This window comes from Bacillus sp. BK450 (assembly GCF_004364885.1).
Taxonomy (GTDB): Bacteria; Bacillota; Bacilli; order Bacillales; family Bacillaceae; genus Bacillus; species Bacillus safensis.
On record NZ_SOBQ01000003.1, the window covers coordinates 33,817 to 55,134 of the forward strand.

The 21,318-nt window shown below is 42.7% G+C and carries 17 protein-coding genes; 7 read left to right on the top strand and 10 right to left on the bottom strand.

Annotated elements, in window-relative coordinates:
• Nucleotides 1–63: 63 nt before the first annotated feature.
• The 6 genes from EV579_RS10105 to EV579_RS10130 all read right to left on the bottom strand — a co-directional run bounded on the left by EV579_RS10105 (nt 64) and on the right by EV579_RS10130 (nt 8,039).
• Complete coding sequence (locus EV579_RS10105; protein ID WP_133744361.1) at nt 64–2,133, bottom strand: beta-galactosidase; 2,070 nt, start codon at nt 2,131–2,133, stop codon at nt 64–66.
• A 23-nt stretch (nt 2,134–2,156) separates the two neighbouring features.
• A complete protein-coding gene (locus EV579_RS10110) occupies nt 2,157–3,365 on the bottom strand; it encodes a glycoside hydrolase family 53 protein (RefSeq protein WP_133744362.1) in 1,209 nt (402 codons plus the stop codon).
• A gap of 11 nt (nt 3,366–3,376) precedes the next feature.
• On the bottom strand, nt 3,377–4,219 hold the full coding sequence (locus EV579_RS10115) for a sugar ABC transporter permease (RefSeq protein WP_133744363.1): 843 nt from the start codon (nt 4,217–4,219) through the stop codon (nt 3,377–3,379).
• A 1-nt stretch (nt 4,220) separates the two neighbouring features.
• A complete protein-coding gene (gene ganP / locus EV579_RS10120; RefSeq protein WP_281237591.1) occupies nt 4,221–5,438 on the bottom strand; it encodes a galactooligosaccharide ABC transporter permease GanP in 1,218 nt (405 codons plus the stop codon).
• A 167-nt stretch (nt 5,439–5,605) separates the two neighbouring features.
• Nucleotides 5,606–6,871, bottom strand: coding sequence for a galactooligosaccharide ABC transporter substrate-binding protein GanS (gene ganS, locus EV579_RS10125; RefSeq protein WP_133744364.1), 1,266 nt, complete (start codon nt 6,869–6,871; stop codon nt 5,606–5,608).
• 172 nt (nt 6,872–7,043) lie between these two features.
• A complete protein-coding gene (locus tag EV579_RS10130) occupies nt 7,044–8,039 on the bottom strand; it encodes a LacI family DNA-binding transcriptional regulator (RefSeq protein WP_048237924.1) in 996 nt (331 codons plus the stop codon).
• Nucleotides 8,040–8,211: 172 nt separating this feature from the next.
• Here EV579_RS10130 and EV579_RS10135 point away from each other — a divergent pair, with 172 nt between their 5' ends.
• A complete protein-coding gene (locus tag EV579_RS10135) occupies nt 8,212–9,111 on the top strand; it encodes a LysR family transcriptional regulator (protein ID WP_034281399.1) in 900 nt (299 codons plus the stop codon).
• A gap of 15 nt (nt 9,112–9,126) precedes the next feature.
• Here the strand turns inward: EV579_RS10135 and EV579_RS10140 are convergent, their stop codons facing one another.
• The 3 genes from EV579_RS10140 to EV579_RS10150 all read right to left on the bottom strand — a co-directional run bounded on the left by EV579_RS10140 (nt 9,127) and on the right by EV579_RS10150 (nt 12,820).
• Nucleotides 9,127–10,803 (bottom strand): hypothetical protein, encoded by a 1,677-nt coding sequence (locus EV579_RS10140; protein ID WP_024423958.1) that lies wholly within the window; start codon nt 10,801–10,803, stop codon nt 9,127–9,129.
• An 82-nt stretch (nt 10,804–10,885) separates the two neighbouring features.
• Nucleotides 10,886–11,296 (bottom strand): hypothetical protein, encoded by a 411-nt coding sequence (locus tag EV579_RS10145; protein ID WP_025093748.1) that lies wholly within the window; start codon nt 11,294–11,296, stop codon nt 10,886–10,888.
• Between the two features lie 12 nt (nt 11,297–11,308).
• Nucleotides 11,309–12,820, bottom strand: a complete 1,512-nt coding sequence (locus EV579_RS10150) for a lipase family protein (protein ID WP_428839912.1) — start codon at nt 12,818–12,820, stop codon at nt 11,309–11,311.
• A gap of 107 nt (nt 12,821–12,927) precedes the next feature.
• Here EV579_RS10150 and EV579_RS10155 point away from each other — a divergent pair, with 107 nt between their 5' ends.
• The 6 genes from EV579_RS10155 (at nt 12,928) to EV579_RS10180 (ending at nt 19,699) form a co-directional block, all read left to right on the top strand.
• Complete coding sequence (locus EV579_RS10155) at nt 12,928–13,434, top strand: hypothetical protein (RefSeq protein WP_025093750.1); 507 nt, start codon at nt 12,928–12,930, stop codon at nt 13,432–13,434.
• A 96-nt stretch (nt 13,435–13,530) separates the two neighbouring features.
• Nucleotides 13,531–14,466 carry a nucleoside hydrolase gene (locus EV579_RS10160; RefSeq protein WP_034624101.1) on the top strand — a complete coding sequence of 312 codons (936 nt, stop codon included), beginning with the start codon at nt 13,531–13,533 and terminating at the stop codon, nt 14,464–14,466.
• A gap of 93 nt (nt 14,467–14,559) precedes the next feature.
• On the top strand, nt 14,560–15,417 hold the full coding sequence (locus tag EV579_RS10165) for a MurR/RpiR family transcriptional regulator (protein WP_024423955.1): 858 nt from the start codon (nt 14,560–14,562) through the stop codon (nt 15,415–15,417).
• A 185-nt stretch (nt 15,418–15,602) separates the two neighbouring features.
• The gene (gntK, locus tag EV579_RS10170) at nt 15,603–17,147 is read left to right on the top strand and encodes a gluconokinase (protein ID WP_133744366.1); all 1,545 of its coding nucleotides are present in this window, start codon (nt 15,603–15,605) and stop codon (nt 17,145–17,147) included.
• 24 nt (nt 17,148–17,171) lie between these two features.
• Nucleotides 17,172–18,500, top strand: a complete 1,329-nt coding sequence (locus EV579_RS10175; protein WP_024427563.1) for a GntP family permease — start codon at nt 17,172–17,174, stop codon at nt 18,498–18,500.
• 110 nt (nt 18,501–18,610) lie between these two features.
• The gene (locus tag EV579_RS10180) at nt 18,611–19,699 is read left to right on the top strand and encodes a DNA alkylation repair protein (RefSeq protein WP_481747244.1); all 1,089 of its coding nucleotides are present in this window, start codon (nt 18,611–18,613) and stop codon (nt 19,697–19,699) included.
• A 31-nt stretch (nt 19,700–19,730) separates the two neighbouring features.
• Here the strand turns inward: EV579_RS10180 and EV579_RS10185 are convergent, their stop codons facing one another.
• The gene (locus tag EV579_RS10185; protein WP_044334970.1) at nt 19,731–21,068 is read right to left on the bottom strand and encodes an amino acid permease; all 1,338 of its coding nucleotides are present in this window, start codon (nt 21,066–21,068) and stop codon (nt 19,731–19,733) included.
• Nucleotides 21,069–21,318: the final 250 nt, after the last annotated feature.

Sequence of the window (21,318 nt, forward strand, 5' to 3'; positions counted from 1 at the left end):
ATAATTAATATGGGTATTTATGCTTATTTAAATCAAAAAGCGTCCAATAAATGGACGCTTCTTTCAACTATTTTTTAAGACGACGTACTCGTAAGGATCAAGTTGAAGCTGCTCAGGTACTTGCTGTCCAGTCAGCATATTCTCATAGCTTGCCTCTGAATCTAGTGACATGTTCTGCTGCTCTTCTGTAAAATTCATCAAAAACACATAGTCCTGCGTACCGTCTGTTCGTTTTTGTACACTGATTCCTTCTGGAATGGCAGTGGATAGGACGGGCTGTATGCCAATACCTGCGATAAGGTCTTCGTAAAACTCATCATAAAAAGACTGCTCATTTTCTGAGGCCATATAGTATGCTTTCCCTTTTTCTAATGAACGGACAGTCAGGGCTGGCTGTCCTTCGTAGCAGCCATTCTCAAAATGCCCTAACACAGAGGCCGTTTCAGGATGTATAGATTCGCAATATTGTCCGACATGATAGGTGCGTCCATTCCCTGTGGTCATTAACACATGTTCATCAGGCATCAATGTGTTGATTTCCTCTGCCCAAATGCCAAGTACATGGCGGAGAGGGCCAGGAAAACCGCCGAGGAAACAGAGATCATTTTCGTCGACTATGCCGCTCCAGTAAGTCGCGATAAAAATGCCGCCCGCTTTGACAAAGGCTTCAATTTTTTCTGCAACGCCTGGTTTGATCATGTAGAGCATTGGCCCAATGAGCACACGATAGGATGAGAAATCCTTTTCCATCCCGACTATGTCAACAGAGATCCCTTTTTTCCAAAAGCTTCGATAGTGAGTTTGACAAGCCTCTACATAGCGTTTGTTTGTATTATTTAAGCCTTGCGCATCATCAATGGCCCAGTGATTTTCCCAATCATAAATGATGGCGACCTCTGGCTGAACGGATGTGCCCGCAATTGGGTGCAGCTGCTCCAGTTGTTTCCCTAGATCAGCTACCTCTTGAAACACGCGCGTATGTTCATGACCAGAATGATCGACAACGGCACCGTGGAATTTCTCAGAGGCGCCTCGGCCTTGCCGCCACTGGAAATAAAGCACGGAGTCTGATCCGTGGGCAATTGCCTGCATGGCAGAAAGGTGTGCCATGCCTTTATGTTTGACCTTGTTCACTTCATGCCAGTTTACAAGGCTCGGCGTACTCTCCATGACGAGAAACGGCTGTCCGTCCTTTAAGGAACGATACAAATCATGTACAAAGGCAACGTTCGATGCTAATTCGGCCGTTGTTTCTCTGCCGCTGTGCCAAGCAGGATAGCTATCCCATGAGATCACATCGACCTCTTTTGCAAATTGATGATAATCCAGCCCAAGAAATGGACGCATATGCGGATAGTCGCCCATAAAGTTCGTGGTTACTGGGATATGAGGCGTCAATTCCCGCAGCGGCTTAATTTCATTTTGATAAAAATTGATCGTTTGTGCTGTGACAAAGCGCTTCCAATCCAGGTTCATGCCGTGAATCATGTGCTCCCCGTGTGGTGCGGGTGACTCGATTTGTGACCAATCACTATACGTGTGGCTCCAAAATCCCGTCCACCATGCTTGATTCAAAGCCTCAAGATCGTGGTTGTATTTGTCCTTCAAATAGTCTCGAAATGCTTCTTGGCACAGGTCGCAATGACACTCGCCGCCGTACTCATTCGAAATGTGCCACATGATCAGTGCTGGATGATCCTTGTAGCGTTCCGCAAGCAGCCGGTTGAGTGTATTCGTTTTTTCTCGATAAACCGGAGAGGTGAAGCAATGATTATGGCGCAGTCCATGTAAGTTACGCTGACGATTCGCTTCGACGCGCAATACTTCTGGATATGTTTGTGACAGCCAAGCAGGTCTTGCTCCGCTTGGCGTTGCGAGAATGGCGTGTGCCCCCTGTGCTGCCAAGCGGTCCATGATGTCATCCAGCCATGCAAAGTCATACTGACCCTCTGCTGGCTCTAGCTTACTCCATGCGAAAATGTTGATGGAGAATGTTTGACAGTGTGCAAGCTTCATTAATCGAAAATCTTCGTCTATGATCTCTGGCATATGGAGCCATTGATCTGGATTGTAATCGCCACCATGCAAAAAACCTTTCACATTTGGGTGAACGAGTGGGTAACGCTTTCCCATTTTGTCACGTCCTATCCTTTTAGTTACGGTGTCATTTGTTTAAATACATCAAGAGAAGGCAGTGCTTTTCCGTTGAAATCAAACATCGCTTGATTTTCCCACGCATTTCCGATAGTCCCGGTTGTTTGGATATAAGCGAGCCCGTATTGACTAGACCACGGAGCGCCTTTTGCTGGAATCCAAAGCGGCTCCCAATAAAAGAACCCCTTCCCGCGGTTGTTTTTTACTTGTGAAATTTTTTCGGATAGATCTCGTATAAAAGATGCCTGACCTTGAGGTGAGGCTGGATAGCCGGCAGTATTGACAGAGTCTTGGTTAAATGAGTTATCTAGGTTGTCACCGTTTGCTGTCGTAAAGCCGTAAGCAGTTTCTACCACGATGACATCTTTGTTATAGCGGGCACTAATATCATTCATATTGGACGTAAGACCGCTAAAGCCGCCGTCCCAATACGGGTAATAAGATAAACCGATCGTATCGAAGGAGACGCCTCGTTTTGTGATTTCATCAAACCACCAGCGGGATGCACCATTGTCTCCGCCATGTGCAAGATGAAGCATGATTTTGATGTTTGAATCGACAGAGCGGACGGCATTTGTACCAGCTTTTAGCAGAGCAGCGAGCCGGTCAAATTCACCACCGCCTTCACCCCAGCTTTTTCCGTTTGGCCACAGCATACCTGAGTTCAACTCATTCCCGACTTGAACCATGTTCGGCAAGGCATTTTGCGCTCTCATCGCTTTGAGCACATCACCTGTGTAAGTGCCGACCGCTTTTTCTAAATCGTTTTGTGAGAGGGATGCCCACGCTTTCGGTTTGAATTGTTTACCGGGGTCAGTCCAGAAATCACTGTAGTGAAAATCAAGCAGCACTTTCATGTTTTGTGCTTTTGCACGTTTCGATAAAGCGATGGCTGTATTGAGATCATTTGTGCCGCCGTTATAGGCACGGCCTTGATTGTCATATGGATGGTTCCACAGTCTGATACGCACATAGTTGACGCCTTTATCCTTTAATAGCTTGAGCGGATCAACCTGCTGTCCGTTCTGGTTGTAGTATTTGCCGCCGCTTTTCTCCACTTCTGCAAGCATCGAGATATCGGCTCCCTTGATGAAATCACCTTGCAGTCCATTGATCGGTTTCACAGAAATCGTATCTGCCCTTGCTTCAGGCAGAATACCTAATCCCATCAGAAAGAAAACGACAACAGTGACAAGCAACCATTTCTTCATCAAATCTCCCCTTATCCTTTTGTCCCGCCTTGTGTGAGACCGGACACAAATTGTTTTTGTAAAACAAGGAACAATAAAGCAACTGGAATCGCAATGAGTAAAGCCCCGGCTGCAAAGGTCGTGTAGCTTGCACCCATTTTGTCTGACACAAGATTGTACAGACCGATTGGGAGCGTATACATTTCGGGTGAGCGGACAATGACACTGGAAATGATGAAATCACCCAGCGGACCTGTAAATGAGTTGATGGCGACAACAGCTAAGATGGGCTTAGCGAGCGGCATAATAATTTGGATGAAAATCCGAAAATGCCCTGCGCCGTCCATTCTGGCTGATTCATCGAGATCCTTTGGAATCGCATCAAGATAGCCTTTCATTAAATACGTATTCATCGGAATTTGTCCACCTGCATAAATCAAAATCAGGGCAAGGTGGCTGTTAATGAGTCCAAGCATTTGAGCAAGAACAAAAATCGCTATCAGCGCTGAAAATTGAGGAATCATTTGCAGCAGCAAAAAGAGCATCAGCCCATTTTTCCGTCCTTTGAAGCGGAATCTGGAAAAGGCATAGCCTGTAAAACTGACAAGAACGAGCGTTAAAACCATTGTGGCAATACTGATCTTCATTGAGTTCCAATACCATTTTGCATAAAGTGCCCCCTGACCGAAGAACAGCTCGGTGAAGTGGCTGAACGTTGGATTCTTCGGAAACATGCTTGTACTCATGAGGCTGTTCCCAGGGTTAAAGGAAGCACCGATCGTCCAAAGCAGTGGATATAGAATACAAATGGAGGCAATGAAAAGGATAGAATAAGTGATGCTCAGGCGAATGAGCTTGTTTTGTTTTGATCCCATATCACATCATGTCCTCCTCTTTGAATGAATTCGTTCTCTTAAACTGCCAGAGTGCAATGGCGATGACAAAGATTGAAAGTAAGATCGTGACAGCGGCAGCAAGTGCATATTGAGAAGACTGCATCGTGAGTTTGTAAATCCAAGAAACCAAGATGTCCGTTCCCCCAGCAGTTGAGCCAGCGACAGGAGGTCCTCCGCCATTAAATAAGTAGATGATATTAAAGTTGTTAAAGTTAAACGTATATTGCGTGATTAATATAGGCGCAATGGAATAAAGGACAAGCGGTAACGTGATGGACCGGAATTTCTGAAAGAAGTTTGCCCCATCAATGGTCGCAGCTTCGTATAGATCCTCTGGAATTGCTTGCAAAACACCGGTTGTCATAATGAAAACAAAAGGAAATCCAAGCCAAGTCTGCATCGCAATGAGGGCAATTTTGCTCCAAAATGGATCTGTCAGCCATGGTTTTGGATCAATTCCAATCGATGCAAAAAGTGTGTTGTTAATGGCTCCAAATGTATCGTTGAACAGTCCGGCAAACACCAAAATGGTCACAAAACCCGGAACAGCCCAAGGGAGAATCAAAATGGTTCTAAAAAAACGTTTTCCTTTTAAATCCTTCTGATTGAGCAGAACCGCTAGAAAGATGCCGACAGCACATTGAAGGGTCGAAGCAGCCAACGTCCATACGACGGTCCAGCCAAGTACATCAATGAAAGTGTCTCTCCAAATATCAATTGAAAAGATATTTTGAAAGTTCTTGATCCCTACCCAATCGATCAGATTGGCAGGAGGCGAGTGGTATAAATCGTAGTTCGTAAAGGCAAGCGCAAAGCTGAACATAATAGGAAAGACAACAGAGAATAGAAGTAAAAAGAAAGCAGGAGTGCTCATTAAGTAAGGAAAGCCTTGGTCGATCAGCTGATGATATTGAGCTCGGATGGAATGGAGCGGAACCCCTTGATCACGTTTCTTTCCGTTCATAAAAGCATCACGCATCATGAGTACGTAAAAGCCGATACCAAAACAAGCTGTTAACAGCGCAATAATCCCTTTTGCTAAAAGAAAAACAGAGTTGTCACGAGGCAGCATCGTACCAAGTGTGAACAGCCCCCAAAAGCCAATATTGAATAAATCATAAAATACGATGAAAAAAGAGACGCCGAACAGGAAAAAAAGTGCCCCTTTGCCGTACTGTTTGTTGTACATCTGCCCCATCCCGGGTATTAAGGAGAACATTAGCGCCCGTCTCCGGTGTGTCTTTGATTCCACTATGTGTGTGCGGTCTAGTTCAAGGTTACCCGTCACGTCTAACACCTACTTCATATGAAATTAGATCAAATACGGGCAGCTTGATAGACTTAAAGGCTACCCGTGTTTGATGATTACTTAGAGTGATTTGCTTTAATTTGAGAGTCGATTTGATTGACGGCATCATCAAATGCCTTTTTCACATCTGTCCGGCCGGTTGCAATGAGACCTAATGCGCTGTCAATCGGCTTCCATACCTCTGCCATTTCAGGGGTATTCGGTGTCAGCGTGGCATATTTCGTTTGTTTTGAAACAGCATCCGCATTGGCGTTTCCTGTGATGATTGGATCCTTCATCAGCTTTTTCACTGGTGGAATTTCCTCTGTCACTTCGAATCGCTTCTTCGAATTTTTTTCATTCGTGATAAATTCAACAAATTTCTCAGCAAGGTCTTTATTTTTAGAATAAGAGGAGACGTTGTAGCTCTTTACACCTAAGAATGAGCTCATATGCTTTCCATTAGGGAGTGTTGGCAGCTCTGTTACGCCATAGTCAATACCAGCTTCTTTATATGGACCAAATGACCATGGACCAGAAATGACAGCTGCGGCCTTTTTCTCTGTGAATAAGGAGTTGAGGACATTGATTCCTTGTTCACCAATGATGCCTTTCGGGAAAAGTCCTTCGCTAAAGAATGTTTGAATGTATTTTCCGCCTTCAACAGCGCCATCGTTGTTCAGGCCAATATCATTTACATCATAGGAGCCATCACTTTTCTGTTTGAAAATATAGCCTCCTGATCCGCCTAACACACTTTGTGCATAGTAAATTTCATCCCATTTCGCTACAAAACCGTATTTCCCGTCTTTTGTCAGCTTTTTCGAAAGGTCATACCAGCCATCTAGTGTAGTTGGTGCCTTATTGACAAGGTCTTTGTTATAGAAAAGCACTGTCGTTTCAACGGATTTAGGAAGGCCATACAGCTTGCCGTCTATCGTTTGTGATTGAATGGATTCGTCTGTAAAGGAATCGATCACTTTTTGATCAGGCTTGATTTCCTGTAACAGCCCCTCAGTGACGGCTGATCCAATTTGATCGTGAGGCATCGTGATGACGTCTGGGCCTGTCCCGGCTGCTCCATCAAGGCGGAGAGCTTCGATTTGGTCGGCATACGCTTTTTCGACCACATTGATTTTCACATCGTTTTGTTTTTCAAATTCTTTTACAGCGTCTTGAATCCCATCAGATTTTTTGACATCCTCCCATACTAGCAAGGTCTTTGTACCTGTAGATGCCGGCTGAGTCCCGCTTGAATTGTCATCTCCTGGCCCGCATGCTGAAAGCAGAAGCACAGCAGTACCAACAACTGCTGATAATGTCGCCCATTTTCCCTTTTTCATTGGTAATCCCCTCTCGTTCTTTTTTCACAGATGATAAGAAAACGCTTTCTTAATGTGAGAATATCAACTTAAGTAAAAAAAGTAAACATATTTTATTAAATTTATTAAGTAAAATTTTTTACTTGTATAGAGAGAAAAGAAGCCCTCCAAATGAGGAGGGACTTCCAGTTGATTATATGGTGCTTTTCCGAAAAACAGGTTCTGACGCAATCAGCACAGTTTTAGGCAATGTTCTGCCGTCCACAAGTCTTTCTAAAAGTAAATCGATCGCCGTCTCACAAAGTAAAGACGTATGGATGTGATATGTGGTGAGCGGCGGCGATACATATTGAGACACATGAATATCGTTGATACTAAAGACGCTGACGCGGTTCGGCAGAGAAAATCCTCGCTCATTTAATGCTTGTAAGCAGCCGATGGCAAGAGGGTCACTAGCGACACAAAAAGCGGTGGGCAGATCATCACCAAGCTCGTCAATCGCCTTCATCATCAGTGAATAGCCTTCATCTACTGAGAAATGGTGACCGATATAGACCAATCGCTCATCAAGCACATTGCGGGTCATCATGTATTCACGGAAAGTCGTTTCACGAATATCTGGAATGTGTACATTCGTATTCAGATCAAGGTCTGTGCCGCCAATGAATCCAATAGATGTGTGCTCTTTTTCGATAAAAGAATCGATGATCTTTTCAACAATTCGTTTCAGGTTCGGCTTTACAGAATCAAAACGGTCTTCATCTGGCGTCGTATCAATAAAGACAATGTGCGGAGTGATCGCATATAATTGGTCAAGCTCTGACGTTTTAAATCGGCCGATGGCGATGATTCCTTCTGTAGCAGGATCAATGGATTGAAGCCCATCAGATGGATTGTAAGCGGTAACATTTAAGCTCCGAGTATTGGTGAGTTCCTCAATGCCGAGTCGAATGGATTTAAAATAAATATCTTCAAGCTCTTCCTTTTCGGTCATCCAATAGAGAAAGGCGATTTTTTTTAATGAATGTTTGAATGTCTTCTTTTGGTAGGACAAAGCTTCTGCGGCGGCATATACTTTTTCGCGTGTTTGATCGGTGACAGATAGGTTGGGATCTTGATTCAGTACGCGAGATACCGTTGCAATGGATAAGCCTGCTTTTTCTGCAATGTCCTTTATTTTAGCTGCCAAATCAGCACCTCCTATAGAAAATATCTCCTCTTAGTATAGAGTCTTTAAAAAAATTAGTAAATATTTTTATTAAATTGTTTTCGTTTAGGCGGTTCTTTACGTGCTGAGAAGGAATTAGTAAGATATATATAGGTAAGGTGTTGGATTAAGATTTCTGATAGGAGAGGGACCGATGTATTACGATGCACTGAAGACATTTGTGACAGTGGTGGAGGAGAAGAACTTTACAAAAGCAGCCCAAAAGCTACGGATTTCTCAACCGAGTGTCAGTCTTCATATTAAGAACTTGGAGCAGGAATTCCAGACCGTTCTGCTGAATCGTTCACCAAAGCAATTAACCGTTACACCAACAGGGGATATGCTGTACCATCGATCAAAACAAATCATTCGTCTCTATGAACAGGCGAAGCAGGACATTTATGAGCATCACCACCTGGCAAGAGGAAAGCTGACCATCGGAGCGAGCTTCACCATTGGTGAGTATGTGCTGCCGCAAATATTGGCGGAGTTTCATCAGCTCTATCCGCATGTTGATATTGAGGTGGTCATTGATAATACAGAGGCGATCGCCAGACATGTCCGTTTATTCCATGTCGACATCGGTTTGATCGAAGGACAGACCAATGACAAAGAGCTTTCTGTAGAAACTTTTCTAGAGGACGAACTTTATATTGTGGCGCCATTAGATCATCCTTTTGCCAAGAAAAAAGATGTCACCATTGATCAATTACAAAACGAAACATGGATCACGAGAGAAGAGGGATCAGGGACAGGAGAATATCTACAGCATGTCCTGAAATCAAATGGACTGAAAGCGCGAACCTTTGTGACCTTTAGCAGCAATCAAGCGATTAAAGAAGCTGTGATCCATGGAATGGGTCTTTCTGTTTTATCTAAATATGTCCTCCAGCGAGGCAGCATTGGCGGTGAATTGGCTGTTATTTCTGTCAGAGGCATGGATTTCAAACGAAAGTTCTCCTATGTCGAGTCACCGATGACCGGGGGAAATAAAAATAAGGAATTGCTCGTTGAATTGTTAAGGAAAGAGAAAAAGGACGCTTCTCCTCAGTAGGAGAAACGTCTTTTTTTATAACCCTTTAATTTTGATTTCATCGACTGGAAGGAAAATCTCACCTGTATCTGTATATTTCATCGTGACCTGATCGCCTTCTTTTAAATAAATGACGAGAGGTTCTTTTTCAGATGACATGGTGTAGCTTTTTCCATCGTCTAGCAGGAAGGTGACGGTTGTATAATCACCAGTCTTTTCTTTGTAGACTCGTTTGACCTTCCCTGCTGCTTCTTTCTTTTCCTGCTTAGAGGAACTATTAACGGTACCGCCGCCTTTTTGAAGAGCTGTCTTATAGGCTCTCAGTGCTTCGTTTGGTGTAGAAGCATACGCAGCGATTTCTGGATTGGCTGCAGAAACGATAAAGTAGTTTTGCAGGAATCCATTTGAATCGAGAACCGGTGTGAGCCAGCTGGCTTCCCCATAGAAATTATAGAGAATTGGCATGCGGCCTTTCCATTTCTTCTCGATGAATCGTTTCTCAATAATTTGCAGAGCGCCCTGAGAATCCATGTAGGATTCTTCAAGATTTCCAGTATAATAAGTCGCTTTTCCTGTCCGGGCATTTGTCAGGGCATATCCGAGCATGGAATCAACGCCCTCTTTCGGACTTGTGAAATCTGTGAAGTAATACATATCTCCTTTTGAATCAAATACAGGGCTCACATTGGCTTCCGTTCCTTCATCGGAAGGCAGCTTGACATCTGACTTTCCAAACATACTGTTCCAGAACCCGTGAATATAGTTTCCGAAATAGCTGTTTTGCAGACTGACCGCCTCTGGTGAAACAGCACCGTCGATAAAGGCAGGTACTTGATCTAGAGCATATTTCTTCGTCGCACCTGTTTTGGCATCAACAACGACCACACCGGAAGCTTTAAAGCCGTTTCGGGCAGAGATGAAATCGCCATACGTTTGAATGTAATAAGGCTTGCCGTCATCATTGATTTCCAGCTGTGTACCGCCGTAGAAAATTAAATCTGGGTACTGGAGACGGATATGCCGCTCAATTTCTTTGTTGAAATAGGAGGAAGGCGTATAGACCATCTCCGTCTTCACGAACTTTGGATTAGCAGAGGAGTCGGTCGCACTTAATGTAAAATAGCCCGGCGTGCTGCCTGCACGAATCCATTTAAAGAAGTCCGAGAACTCCACTGGAGCGATGTATACATACTCACCGTTGACCTTCTGAATTTGCAAGCTGCCAAGTTCATAGTAGCTTGTGTTTGGCACCTGTCCGAACGATTTCTTCATTTTGTTCCGGGCAAATTGAGGCGGCACACTCGCAGGTGTTTCTTTTTCATCAAATGCTTTGATTTCTACTTTTTGCTCCATTTTGGAGACATCGAATTTCTCATTCGCATTGAATAGAAAAGCTGTCGCCATGTAAACACCGAGCAGCAATAGAATAAGAAACAGAACGCCTTTGATTTTACGCTCCAATCCAACCGACAAAAAGGCTCCTGCTGCTGTCACAACAAGTCCAATCAGCCATAGAGATGAAGGGTTACGGTCTAAATTGGTAATGTAATAGAAAACAAAAATACCGATCATGAACAGCAAAGCAAGGCCTGCAATCCACATGAGCGGCACCTGCTGTTCTGTTCCTTTCTTTCTAACGATCAACCTGAGCGGTGTGAGCAAAAGGGTCAAGACAAGACCGATCACAACCGAAAATAACAAAATATATCCCACAAACAGATCTCCTTTCAAATCAATCACTCTTTTAGTATATACGAGTGAGGCGGGGAAAAGATTCATCGGATGGAAGGTTCATCTAAATGCCAATCGAGTTGATGGCAGATTGAACATCTTCTTTCAGTTCGTAAAATTTGAGTCTTTGTTCAATTTTTTCTATTAAGGCGTCTATGGCTTCACCTGACATGTGCGTATGGATGCGCTGTTGCTGTTTATACACTTTGACCAGAAGGTCGTCAATTAGATCTAAAATTTTTTCCGCTTCTTGGCGATCTTCTGCAAATTCATTTTGAAGCTGATGCCGGATAGCTCTGATAAGTGCTGTTTTCTGTTCTTCTTTGATCTTTGCTTTCAAAGCTGCCAGCTCTGCTGGTGTCATGTCTTCCGTGTCAAAGTTTGCTTTTGAGAAGATGGAGCTTGATGTATGCGTATCTGTCATTCTTTGCAAAAAACGATCTGCATCTGTTGGTTGTTTCTTTGAAAATTCCATTTGTCGTTCTCCTTAAGAAATACCCATGTTCTTCGCCAGGGCTGTATCTGCATCGTGGTATTGTTTTCCTAGCTCGCTCATATCATCTGATATTGAGTCCAGCCATCTTTTTAAATTCATAGCGTTATCAATCGCTGTATCATACTTTTTGACCGAATAGAACTCATTCTCAAGACCCTCTGTTTTTAAGTGGCGAATCACAGTATCCACATCTGAAGCCGTCAGCTGATCATATGAACCAAAGCCAACAATTTGTTTATACCTTGAGCGTACCCGTTCCACAGATTGATCGACTTTGTCATCGAGTTTCTCGATTTTGCGAATGATTTGCTGCATATGGTGATCGGCATATGTCGAGAATTTACGCCCTGTGTTCATGAGAACGTGGGATTTAATTAAAATCGCCACCACACTATGAGGATCAACATTTGATTGGCTCAACTGATGTAACATGGCCGTGGTAAGTGAAGGGTTTTTTCTCAACATATCATCAATGGTTTGAACGGAGCCGCCTGGCGAAAAGGTATAACGATCTAAGCCATGGCTGCCAGCGATTGCTTCAAGGAATAAATTCGCATCCAGTGAAGGATTCACACTCATTGCCCGATTGAGGAGGTCTTTCATGAATTGGACGGCTTTTGAGGAGTCCTCGGAGTAATCGACACCTTCGGGGAGAGCGGCATCATACATCACTTTCACTCGGCCGATTTCTGTCGTATGGCGATTTAAAAGAGAAAGCCCGTCATTGAGATTGATATATTCGGTTAATCTGCTGCGGTAATCGCCTTTTAATGCTTTAGCTTGTAGACCATCTGATAGATTTGGATAAATATTTGGATTCTCAAATGTGACCCCGCCTTGAATAAAGTCGTTTTTGACAAGAACATAGGAAGCATTTGACCCGCCGAGTGAATGACCTGTCACATACATTTTCGCATTCGGCATTTTCTTATGTATTTCTTTCGCATATCGATCCGCTTGAACCATTTGATTCTCTGCACCATGCTCAAATGGAATATTTTTAATCAGATACTTTGTATCCGAAACCACCCAATCTTGAACAATTTCATTTGTATAGGCGGTCGTGCCTGTTGTCAGCTTAGTCGTCACTTCCTGTGAACCCTTCGATCTACTAAAAGGAGGCAGCTTCGTCAAAATGGTAGAAAGAAGATCATCTGACTCTTTTTTTCCATGTTTTTTAATGGTATCTTTATATTGGCCTGCACCAATCGGTTCAGAACCACGGTATGCGATGACGGCGTTTTTGATTTTGGTGAGGTCTTTGCCTCCATTAGATCGAGTGAAATCCTCTTCAGAAACAAGAGTTAAGGCATTGAGCCCTTTTTCCGTCTCTTTATAATCAATGACGTACATGTTGTTACCATTACTTATTTTTATCATGTTTGAATCACTATAATTTTCTATTTTATAGGATTCGTCCGAAATTTTATTGTAGTCTTCGTCGCTAAGCATAATTCTTGATATCTTTTTAGACAAAACTGTCACTCCTGTAATATTTATCATAATAATTATATTATATAGTTTATTAAATATCTATTATGATCTGGGATTGAAAGAGTATAAAGTTTAAAAATATATTTTAAATTTTTAAAAGGTGGATATAGTTGCTAATGAAAAATACATTAAAGGTTTTATTTGCTCTAATTGTAATAATAATCATATCGTTGGCAGTGCTTTTAATCCAACATGATAAGCAAAATAAAACTAGCGATTCAGGAGGAAAGAATACTGTGCAAGAAAAAGAGAAAAGTGATCAACAAAAGGCAGAAGAACTAGCCGAAAAAATGAAACCGAAAATAGAAAAAGATCTTCATGAAATGGACATCCATCAATTTATAAAAGATATAACTTTTAAAAAGGGAGTTACCATTAGTCCTATGGGCTATATTATTGTTAAAGGATACGTTAACGATGAACCTGAGAAGTTCAATTTTTCTGCATCTTTAAAGTATAGAACTAAAGAAATTAGTTCAATGAGTTATTCATACGAGTTATCAATTCGATTCAGGGATTGGGAAAAATATAAAGATGAACCGGAATTAAAAGAGAATTTCCTAAAAAGCCTCCCCAAAAAAGAACGCGAACAATATCTTAAAGACATTGGAGAAAAAGAGTAATAACAAACAAGTAATTTCCGATTAACCCCAAATAGTTGAAACAGGCATATGCTATCATTCACCTAACAACACTATTAAAAGGGAGAGATTTCACCCATGGCAAATACAAAGAAATTGATCTTAGATGTAGATACTGGAATCGATGATGCGATTGGGATTTTGCTGGCAGTGAAAAGTAAGCAGTTTGATATTTTGGGGATTACGACGGTATGCGGGAATGTGTCTGTCGATGCGGCTACATTGAATACGTGTAAAGTGCTTGAGCTGGTTGAGGCAGATAACATTCCTGTCATCAAAGGTTCAGCAACTCCTCTTTTAAGAGCGCCTCACTATGAACATCGGGTACACGGAGAGGATGGAATTGGCGGGGCTTTAAAGGATGCCCGGCCAAAGAAAACAGCAGATGCTGGTTTTGCGCCTGATTTTATCATTGAACAAGTGCTGCAGTATTCGAATCAGGTCACGCTTGTGTTGACAGGGCCTTTAACGAATTTAGCCCTTGCGGTAAAAAAATGCCCTGAGCTGATTCATCATGTGAAAGAGGTCATTTTTATGGGTGGTGTCGTGAAGGGGCAGGGGAACGTCTCACCAGTTGCGGAATTCAATACATATGCAGACCCAGAAGCAGCGAAATTGGTGCTGGATGCTGGATTCCCTTCATTGACTCAAGTGGGGTTAGATGTCACCAGACAGGTCTTGTTAACGGATGAGAGAATCGATGCCATTCAAAATGAAACGTTGGCAGCTTATATCAGAGAGAGTACAAGCATTTACCGACAGCGCTATTTTGAGCGCAATGGTGTGTGGGCGTGTGCCATGCATGATCCGCTTGCTGTAAGTCTTGCCATTAACAAGGAGCTTGTAAGCACACAGGCTTTTCATGTAGAAGTGGAGACGAAGAGTGAGTTTTGTGACGGTCAAATGATCTGTGATTTTCAGCATCAGTGGGAGAAAGAGCGTAATGTCCAAGTGTGTATGGATGTAGATGATGAAGCTTTTTTCGATTTATTGATCAAAACGATGAATTCATAAAAAAAGAAGTCTGTGCAAACAGGCTTCTTTTTTATAAGATGGGAACATGAGGAAATGTATGCGCTCACATGAATAAGGAAGGAGTGAAGTCAATTGGCTTCTGTCAGTTTAAGTAGTATTGAAAAAATACGAGCAGCAAGCAGAGGATTACCGCCAAAGTTGAAAGGAATTGCAGAACATATTACGAGTGAACCTGGCGACATTATTCATTTATCAATTGTCGAGCTTGCTAAAAAGACAGCGAGCTCAGAGGCAACGATTTTTCGTCTTTGTAAAAGGCTTGGATTTGAGGGCTTTCAAGATTTGAAGATTGCAATTGCCCAGGAAATAGATCAAACAAAGCCTGATTATGTAGATGAAGAAATGAGTCTTGATGATGATACGGCCGTTTTTATGCAAAAGGTTTTTCAGGCGAATATATCTGCATTAAAGGATAGCTTTCAATTACTGAATCCAGAGGATGTAGAAAAAGCCATACAAATCATTCATGAAGCAAAGCGCTTAGAGTTTTATGGGAGTGGCGGGTCTGGCCTCATTGCAACAGACGCTTTTCATAAATTTATGAGGACAGGCATTAACTGTATTGTTCACACCGATTCCCATTTTCAAGCGATGTCTGCCGGTCTTCTCGACCAGCACAGTACAGTGATTGGTATATCTCATTCTGGCCGTAATAAAGATTTACTCGATGCAATGAAAACAGCAAAGGAAAAAGGAGCGAAAACCATCGGTATTACAAGTTATCAGCGCTCTCCATTGAGCCAGCTTGCCGATGTCACCTTGTATACTTCGACGCAAGAAACGGCTTTTCGAACAGAAGCGATGTCTGCAAGACTTGCTCAGCTCACTGTCATTGACGTACTATACTTTGCACTTGCTCACTTAAGACAGCAGGAAACTTTAACGAATTTAAAACAAATGAGAGAAACCATTTCACAAAAAAGGGTGTAATGGTTTCAAAAATAAATTTTTCTATTAGTGAAAAATGCCGTTGTGGTAACGATTTTGAGCTTTTAAGTGAAAATAATTTTCTTTTTAGTCGTTGAATGTCGAAAAAATTATTCCTATAATGGGATTTAACAGGTTTATCAAAACAATAAAATATGATTTCAAATCAATGATTGGGCGTGATACAGATGAAGGGAAACCAGGCGGTAATTGGTTTGGATATTGGAACAACAAGTACAAAGGCGGTTCTGTTTGGACCACAGGGGAAAGTGATAGCAAAGCATTCGGTTCCTTATGATCTCATTCAGCCCCAGCCAGCATGGGTTGAACAGGACCCTGAACATATATTAGAAGCCGTCATTGCAAGTGTAAGAGGTGCATTGACGAAAGCAGCATTTGATGCAAAACATCTCATAGGCGTCGGGATTAGTACAGCGATGCATTCCTTGATTGTGATGGATAAGCATGGCAAGGCGCTAACGAACAGTATCATTTGGGCAGATAACAGAAGTGCAGAACAAGCGAAGCGAATCACTTCAGACATGGACGGCTTCCAAGTGTATAAAAGAACCGGTACACCGATCCATCCAATGTCACCGCTTTCAAAAATACGGTGGATCAAGGAAATGGCACCTGATGTCTTCAAGAAGGCAGCGAAATTCATTTCCATCAAAGAATATATTCTTTATCATTTCTTCGGTCAGTATGTCGTCGATTATTCAATCGCTTCAGCAACGGGACTGTTCCGTTTGGAAACGCTTCAATGGGATGAGCAGGCGCTGCGTATTGCTGGAATTGAGGCTGATCAATTGTCTGAACTTGTTCCCACGACGTATCAGCTGAGAGGGCTTCAGCCAGAGATCGCCCTGCGAATGGGCATTGCGGAAGATACACCATTTGTTGTTGGTGCGAATGATGGGGTTCTAGCGAACTTAGGTGTGGGAGCGATTGGAAAAGGTGAGGTGGCTGTCACGATTGGGACAAGCGGTGCAGTCCGTACGGTCGTGGACAAACCAATAACAGATGAACAGTCAAGAACGTTCTGCTATGCGTTGACTGATAAGCATTGGGTGGTTGGAGGACCGACGAATAATGGCGGGATCATGCTGAGATGGCTGAAGGATGAATTCGGATCCTCGGAGGTAGAGGTAGCAAAGCGTCTTGGAGTGGACCCTTACGACCTGATGATTGATATTGCGAAAAAAGTTCCAGCCGGCTCAGAGGGACTGCTGTTTCTGCCATTTTTAACAGGTGAGCGTGCACCATATTGGAATCCAAATGCGAGAGGCACTTTCTTTGGGATCGGTCTTCAGCATAAGCGGGAGCATTTTATAAGAGCTGTGTTAGAAGGCGTCATTATGAGTGTGTTCTCAATCGGTGTTGCCTTAAGGGATTTAACCGGTTCAGCAAAGGATGTCAGGGCGTCGGGCGGATTTGCGCGATCTCCGCTGTGGCGGCAAATTTTAGCGGATACGATGGGCAGGGAAGTACTTGTCCCAGAAAGCTACGAAGCATCAGCACTAGGGGCGGCCGTGCTCGCACTTCATAGTTTAGGTTATATGGAAGAGATAGAAGAGGTTCAAGATTGGATTCGAATCTCTGCCAGTCATGAACCAAATATGGAGAACAATGAAACATACATAGAACTGTTTTACTTATATGAGCGTCTCTATGACAAACTCAAGGATGAATTTGATGTCATTAGTGCGCTTCAATTAAAACAAAATCATTAAACATCAGGGAAAAGGTGGGAGAGCATGCTTTTATTCATCGTGATTGCCGCAATTGTCCTTTTACTCATCCTCATAACAGTTGCTAAGTTGAATCCGTTTGTGAGTTTAATCATTACCTCTATGTTAGTCGGCTTTGCCACAGGGATGGACCTGCAGGAAATCATTCAATCCATCAAAACGGGGTTAGGCAATACGTTATCATTGCTGGCCATCGTACTAGCGCTTGGAACCATGCTTGGGAAAATGATGGCTGAATCAGGTGGAGCTGAGCGGATTGCTCACACATTAATCGGCCGGTTTGGGACGAAAAATGTGCATTGGGCGATGATGTTTGTTGCTTTTATTGTGGGAATACCTGTCTTTTTCCAGGTCGGATTTGTTCTTCTTATTCCTTTATTGTTTACGATTGCGATTGAAACGGGCATCTCGCTCGTGACAATTGGGATTTCGCTCATTGCTGGCTTGTCTGTCGTTCACGGTCTTGTGCCGCCTCATCCAGCTGCTATGGCAGCTGTCGGCATCTATCATGCCAACGTGGGGAAAACCATTTTCTTTTCCATTATTGTCGGTTTGCCAACAGCTATTATTGCTGGGCCGCTGTATGGAAAGTGGATTGGAAAGCGGATTCATAAACCAGTTCCAGAGCTGCTGAGAAAGCAATTTACTGAACGCAATGAAGATCGAAAACTTCCCGGCTTTGCAAATACGATGTTTACGATTTTGGTGCCAGTGATTCTAATGCTTCTTGCCACACTGGCGGATATTATTTTACCAGAGGACAATATTTGGTATCAGGTATTTAAGTACATTGGAGATCCAATTACAGCACTGCTGATTGCAACGGTGTATTCTTTCTTCAGTCTTGGCTTTGTGCAAGGGATGAGCCGAGACCGGGTGCTTTCCTTTAGTAATGAATGCTTAGGACCGATTGCTTCTATTCTGCTTGTCATTGGAGCAGGCGGGGCTTTCAATAATGTGCTCATCGATTCGGGTGTTGGTGATTATATTGCAGATTTAGCAAAACACTCGCCGATCTCGCCAATTTTGCTTAGCTGGTTGATTGCTGCGGTTATTCGTGTGGCAACAGGATCTGCTACGGTCTCCATGATGACCGCAGCTGGTATTGTCGCACCGATTGCTGCATCTATGCCGGATGTGAGCAGAGAGCTTCTAGTGTTAGCTACAGGGGCGGGTTCATTGATTTTGTCTCACGTCAATGACTCTGGTTTTTGGCTGATCAAAGAGTATTTTGGGATGACCATTAAAGAAACGTTTTTGACATGGACGGCTATGGAGACGATCATTTCCGTTTGTGCCATTGCATTTATTATGATCATTAATATGTTTATTTAGTGAAACGCAACAGCCTGATTCTTCGGAATTGGGCTGTTTTTGCTTTTGGCAATACCACCTTTGTCAGATTGGGGTAAAATAAAGATATTGAGAAGCGGGAGGCGGACACGATCGAACCATTAAAACACGTTTATCATGAATTATTTATTGAAGAATTAGCGGAGAAACTTGCACAAGCGTCGACTGGGTTTGATGCTGGAGAATTCCAGCGGCTTGTGTTTCAAAAGGATTGGCAGCAGCTTGAGTTAAAAGGCAGAATGAGAAGAGTCACTGAATCGATGCATGCCTGTCTGCCTAAGGATTATGAGCAGGCAATTGAAGTGCTGCGTCAGACAGCCCCGCATTTTTCAGGACTTAGTGCGCTTGTCTTTCCAGACTACGTCGAAACGTACGGTCTAGCACATTGGGATATCTCGATCAAGGCGCTTGAATTCTTTACGCCTTTTTCGACTTCTGAATTTGCCGTTCGGCCTTTTCTGATTCAGGATCAAGACAAAATGCTGGCGCAAATGCTTGTATGGTCACAGAATCAAAATGAGCATATTCGGCGGCTGGCTAGTGAAGGATGCAGACCACGTTTGCCATGGGGATTAACTGTTCCTGCACTTAAAAAGGATCCTTCGGTTACGCTGCCTATTTTAGAAAACTTGAAGTCGGATCCGGCGCGCTATGTGCAAAAAAGTGTAGCGAACCACTTAAATGACATTTCTGCAATTCAGCCTGATCTGATGAAGAAGACGGCTAAAAGCTGGTATGGAACGAATGAACATACGAACTGGATCATCAAACATGCTTCCCGTACCTTACTAAAAAAGGGCGATCCCGATATCATGGCTTTGTTTGGCTATGGGGATGATCCATCTGTTCAAGTAACAGATTTGAAGTTAGTGCAAGACTCTATTCGTATTGGAGAGAAAATGACCTTTCAATTTACACTTCAGGCTGCTAAGTCACTAAAGCTGCGTGTAGAGTATGCCATAGACTATGTCAAAGCTCGGGGTACCCGCAATCAAAAGGTATTTAAAATCACAGAGTTTGAAACAAGTTCAGCGTTACATAGAGAATTTATCAGGTCACAGTCCTTTCAAAATATGACGACGAGAAAGCACTATGAGGGAACCCATACTTTAACGATTATCATCAACGGCATTCCAAAAGCGTCGATTGATTTTGAGGTAACAGAAGATAGCAGCTCATAAAAAAACCCGCCAATTCGGCGGGTTTTGGCGTTTAAGCCTTCTTTTTCATTAAGAATGAAGCGATGATGGCAGCGACTAAGAAACCAATGCTGATAATGGAGCTAGGCAGGTTTTCTTGTCTGAATAGGAACAAAACAAAGCTCAAGCTGAGTACAAGACCTGCAAATAAAGTCAAATACGGAAACAGCCATACTTTGAAATACGGCTCCTGTGGATACTTTGGACGCAGCTTCAGATGTGCCATACAAATGCTGATCCAAATGAGTGAAACAGCAAAACCAGGAATAGCCAGCATGTAGCTGAAAATTTGGTCTGGATATAAGTAAGCAAAAAATGTTCCGATGAGAAGAAATAGAACGGTAACCCATAAACTTAAAATGGGTACGCCTCTTTTGTTGACCCGTGCCAGTTTTTTCGGACCGCCGTCTGATTTAGAAAGAGAATGAATCATTCTCGTCGTTCCATAAATACCGGAATTCGCCGCAGATAGAACGGCTGTAATCAAGACGAAATTAATGAAGTGAGAGGCGCCTTGCATACCAGCAGCAGAAAAGACTTGGACAAAAGGACTGTTATTTGGGTCAATTTGATTCCAAGGAATAAGGCCGCAGATGATCAAAATCGGCAATGTGTAAAATAAGATAATCCGCCACATCATACTTTTGACTACTCCAGGCAGAACCTTCTCCGCATCCTTTGTTTCAGTAATGGTCAGCCCAATCAATTCAGAGCCTCCATAAGAGAAAATAACCACTAAAAGTGATGCAAAGATCGCACCCCATCCATTCGGGACGAAGTTTTGATAGTTGGTAAGCGCTGGTGTGCTTTGTTCGTTTGGAATGATCCCAAATAATAATGCTGCACCGAGAATAATAAAGACAATAATAACGAAAATCTTCATTCCAGCGAACCAAAACTCAATTTCACCAAAGTATTTTACATTATTTAAATTAATTCCGATGACTAAGAGTGAGCAAAGTAAACATAGTGACCATAACGGCACGTTCGGCAGCCAGTATTGAAGCAGACTGCCAGCTGCAATAATCTCAATGACACATACAGTGAGCCACATAAAACAGTAAACCCAGCCGACAACAAATGAAAAACGTTGACCAAGCGCAATTTGTATAAGGTCGCGAAGATTATTTCCCGGATACACAATGGCCATTTCGGCTAATGCTGCCATTACAATGAGGAGCAGCAATCCGGCAAATACATAGGAAAAAATGACCCCAGGACCTGCTAAACCAATTGTATCGGCACTTCCTTTAAAGATTCCTGTACCAATGACCCCGCCCATCGCAATCATGCGAATGTGACGCGGTGATAAAAGCTTTTTTAATTCTTGTTGCTCCTGATTCGCGCTCATGACGTTCTCCTTTTTTAAAAAATGCTTATGTTCCATTTTCTTTTTTCAAGACGTCAGTGTCAATATAAAAAAAGAGATTTTTCAGACAAAAATAGAGGTTGATTCTATCAAAACATATATTTATATCCATAATTAACTTATTTTATCCATATCCTAAAAATGAAACTTCAAATAAATGAACATTTGCCTTATTTATGACATAAACAATTTTCAGTTTTTGTCGATATATCATTTGTACTACTAAAGTCCT

Bases quoted from the DNA above. Each gene is read 5' to 3' on its own strand.
- EV579_RS10155 (WP_025093750.1), top strand. From the start codon at position 12,928: ATGAAAAATACATTAAAGGTTTTATTTGCTCTAATTGTAATAATAATC.
- EV579_RS10135 (WP_034281399.1), top strand. From the start codon at position 8,212: ATGTATTACGATGCACTGAAGACATTTGTGACAGTGGTGGAGGAGAAG.
- EV579_RS10175 (WP_024427563.1), top strand. From the start codon at position 17,172: ATGCTTTTATTCATCGTGATTGCCGCAATTGTCCTTTTACTCATCCTC.
- EV579_RS10110 (WP_133744362.1), bottom strand. From the start codon at position 3,365: ATGAAGAAATGGTTGCTTGTCACTGTTGTCGTTTTCTTTCTGATGGGA.
- EV579_RS10115 (WP_133744363.1), bottom strand. From the start codon at position 4,219: ATGGGATCAAAACAAAACAAGCTCATTCGCCTGAGCATCACTTATTCT.
- EV579_RS10150 (WP_428839912.1), bottom strand. From the start codon at position 12,820: ATGATAAATATTACAGGAGTGACAGTTTTGTCTAAAAAGATATCAAGA.
- EV579_RS10185 (WP_044334970.1), bottom strand. From the start codon at position 21,068: ATGAGCGCGAATCAGGAGCAACAAGAATTAAAAAAGCTTTTATCACCG.
- ganS (WP_133744364.1), bottom strand. From the start codon at position 6,871: ATGAAAAAGGGAAAATGGGCGACATTATCAGCAGTTGTTGGTACTGCT.
- ganP (WP_281237591.1), bottom strand. From the start codon at position 5,438: ATGGGGCAGATGTACAACAAACAGTACGGCAAAGGGGCACTTTTTTTC.
- EV579_RS10145 (WP_025093748.1), bottom strand. From the start codon at position 11,296: ATGGAATTTTCAAAGAAACAACCAACAGATGCAGATCGTTTTTTGCAA.
- EV579_RS10160 (WP_034624101.1), top strand. From the start codon at position 13,531: ATGGCAAATACAAAGAAATTGATCTTAGATGTAGATACTGGAATCGAT.
- EV579_RS10105 (WP_133744361.1), bottom strand. From the start codon at position 2,133: ATGGGAAAGCGTTACCCACTCGTTCACCCAAATGTGAAAGGTTTTTTG.
- gntK (WP_133744366.1), top strand. From the start codon at position 15,603: ATGAAGGGAAACCAGGCGGTAATTGGTTTGGATATTGGAACAACAAGT.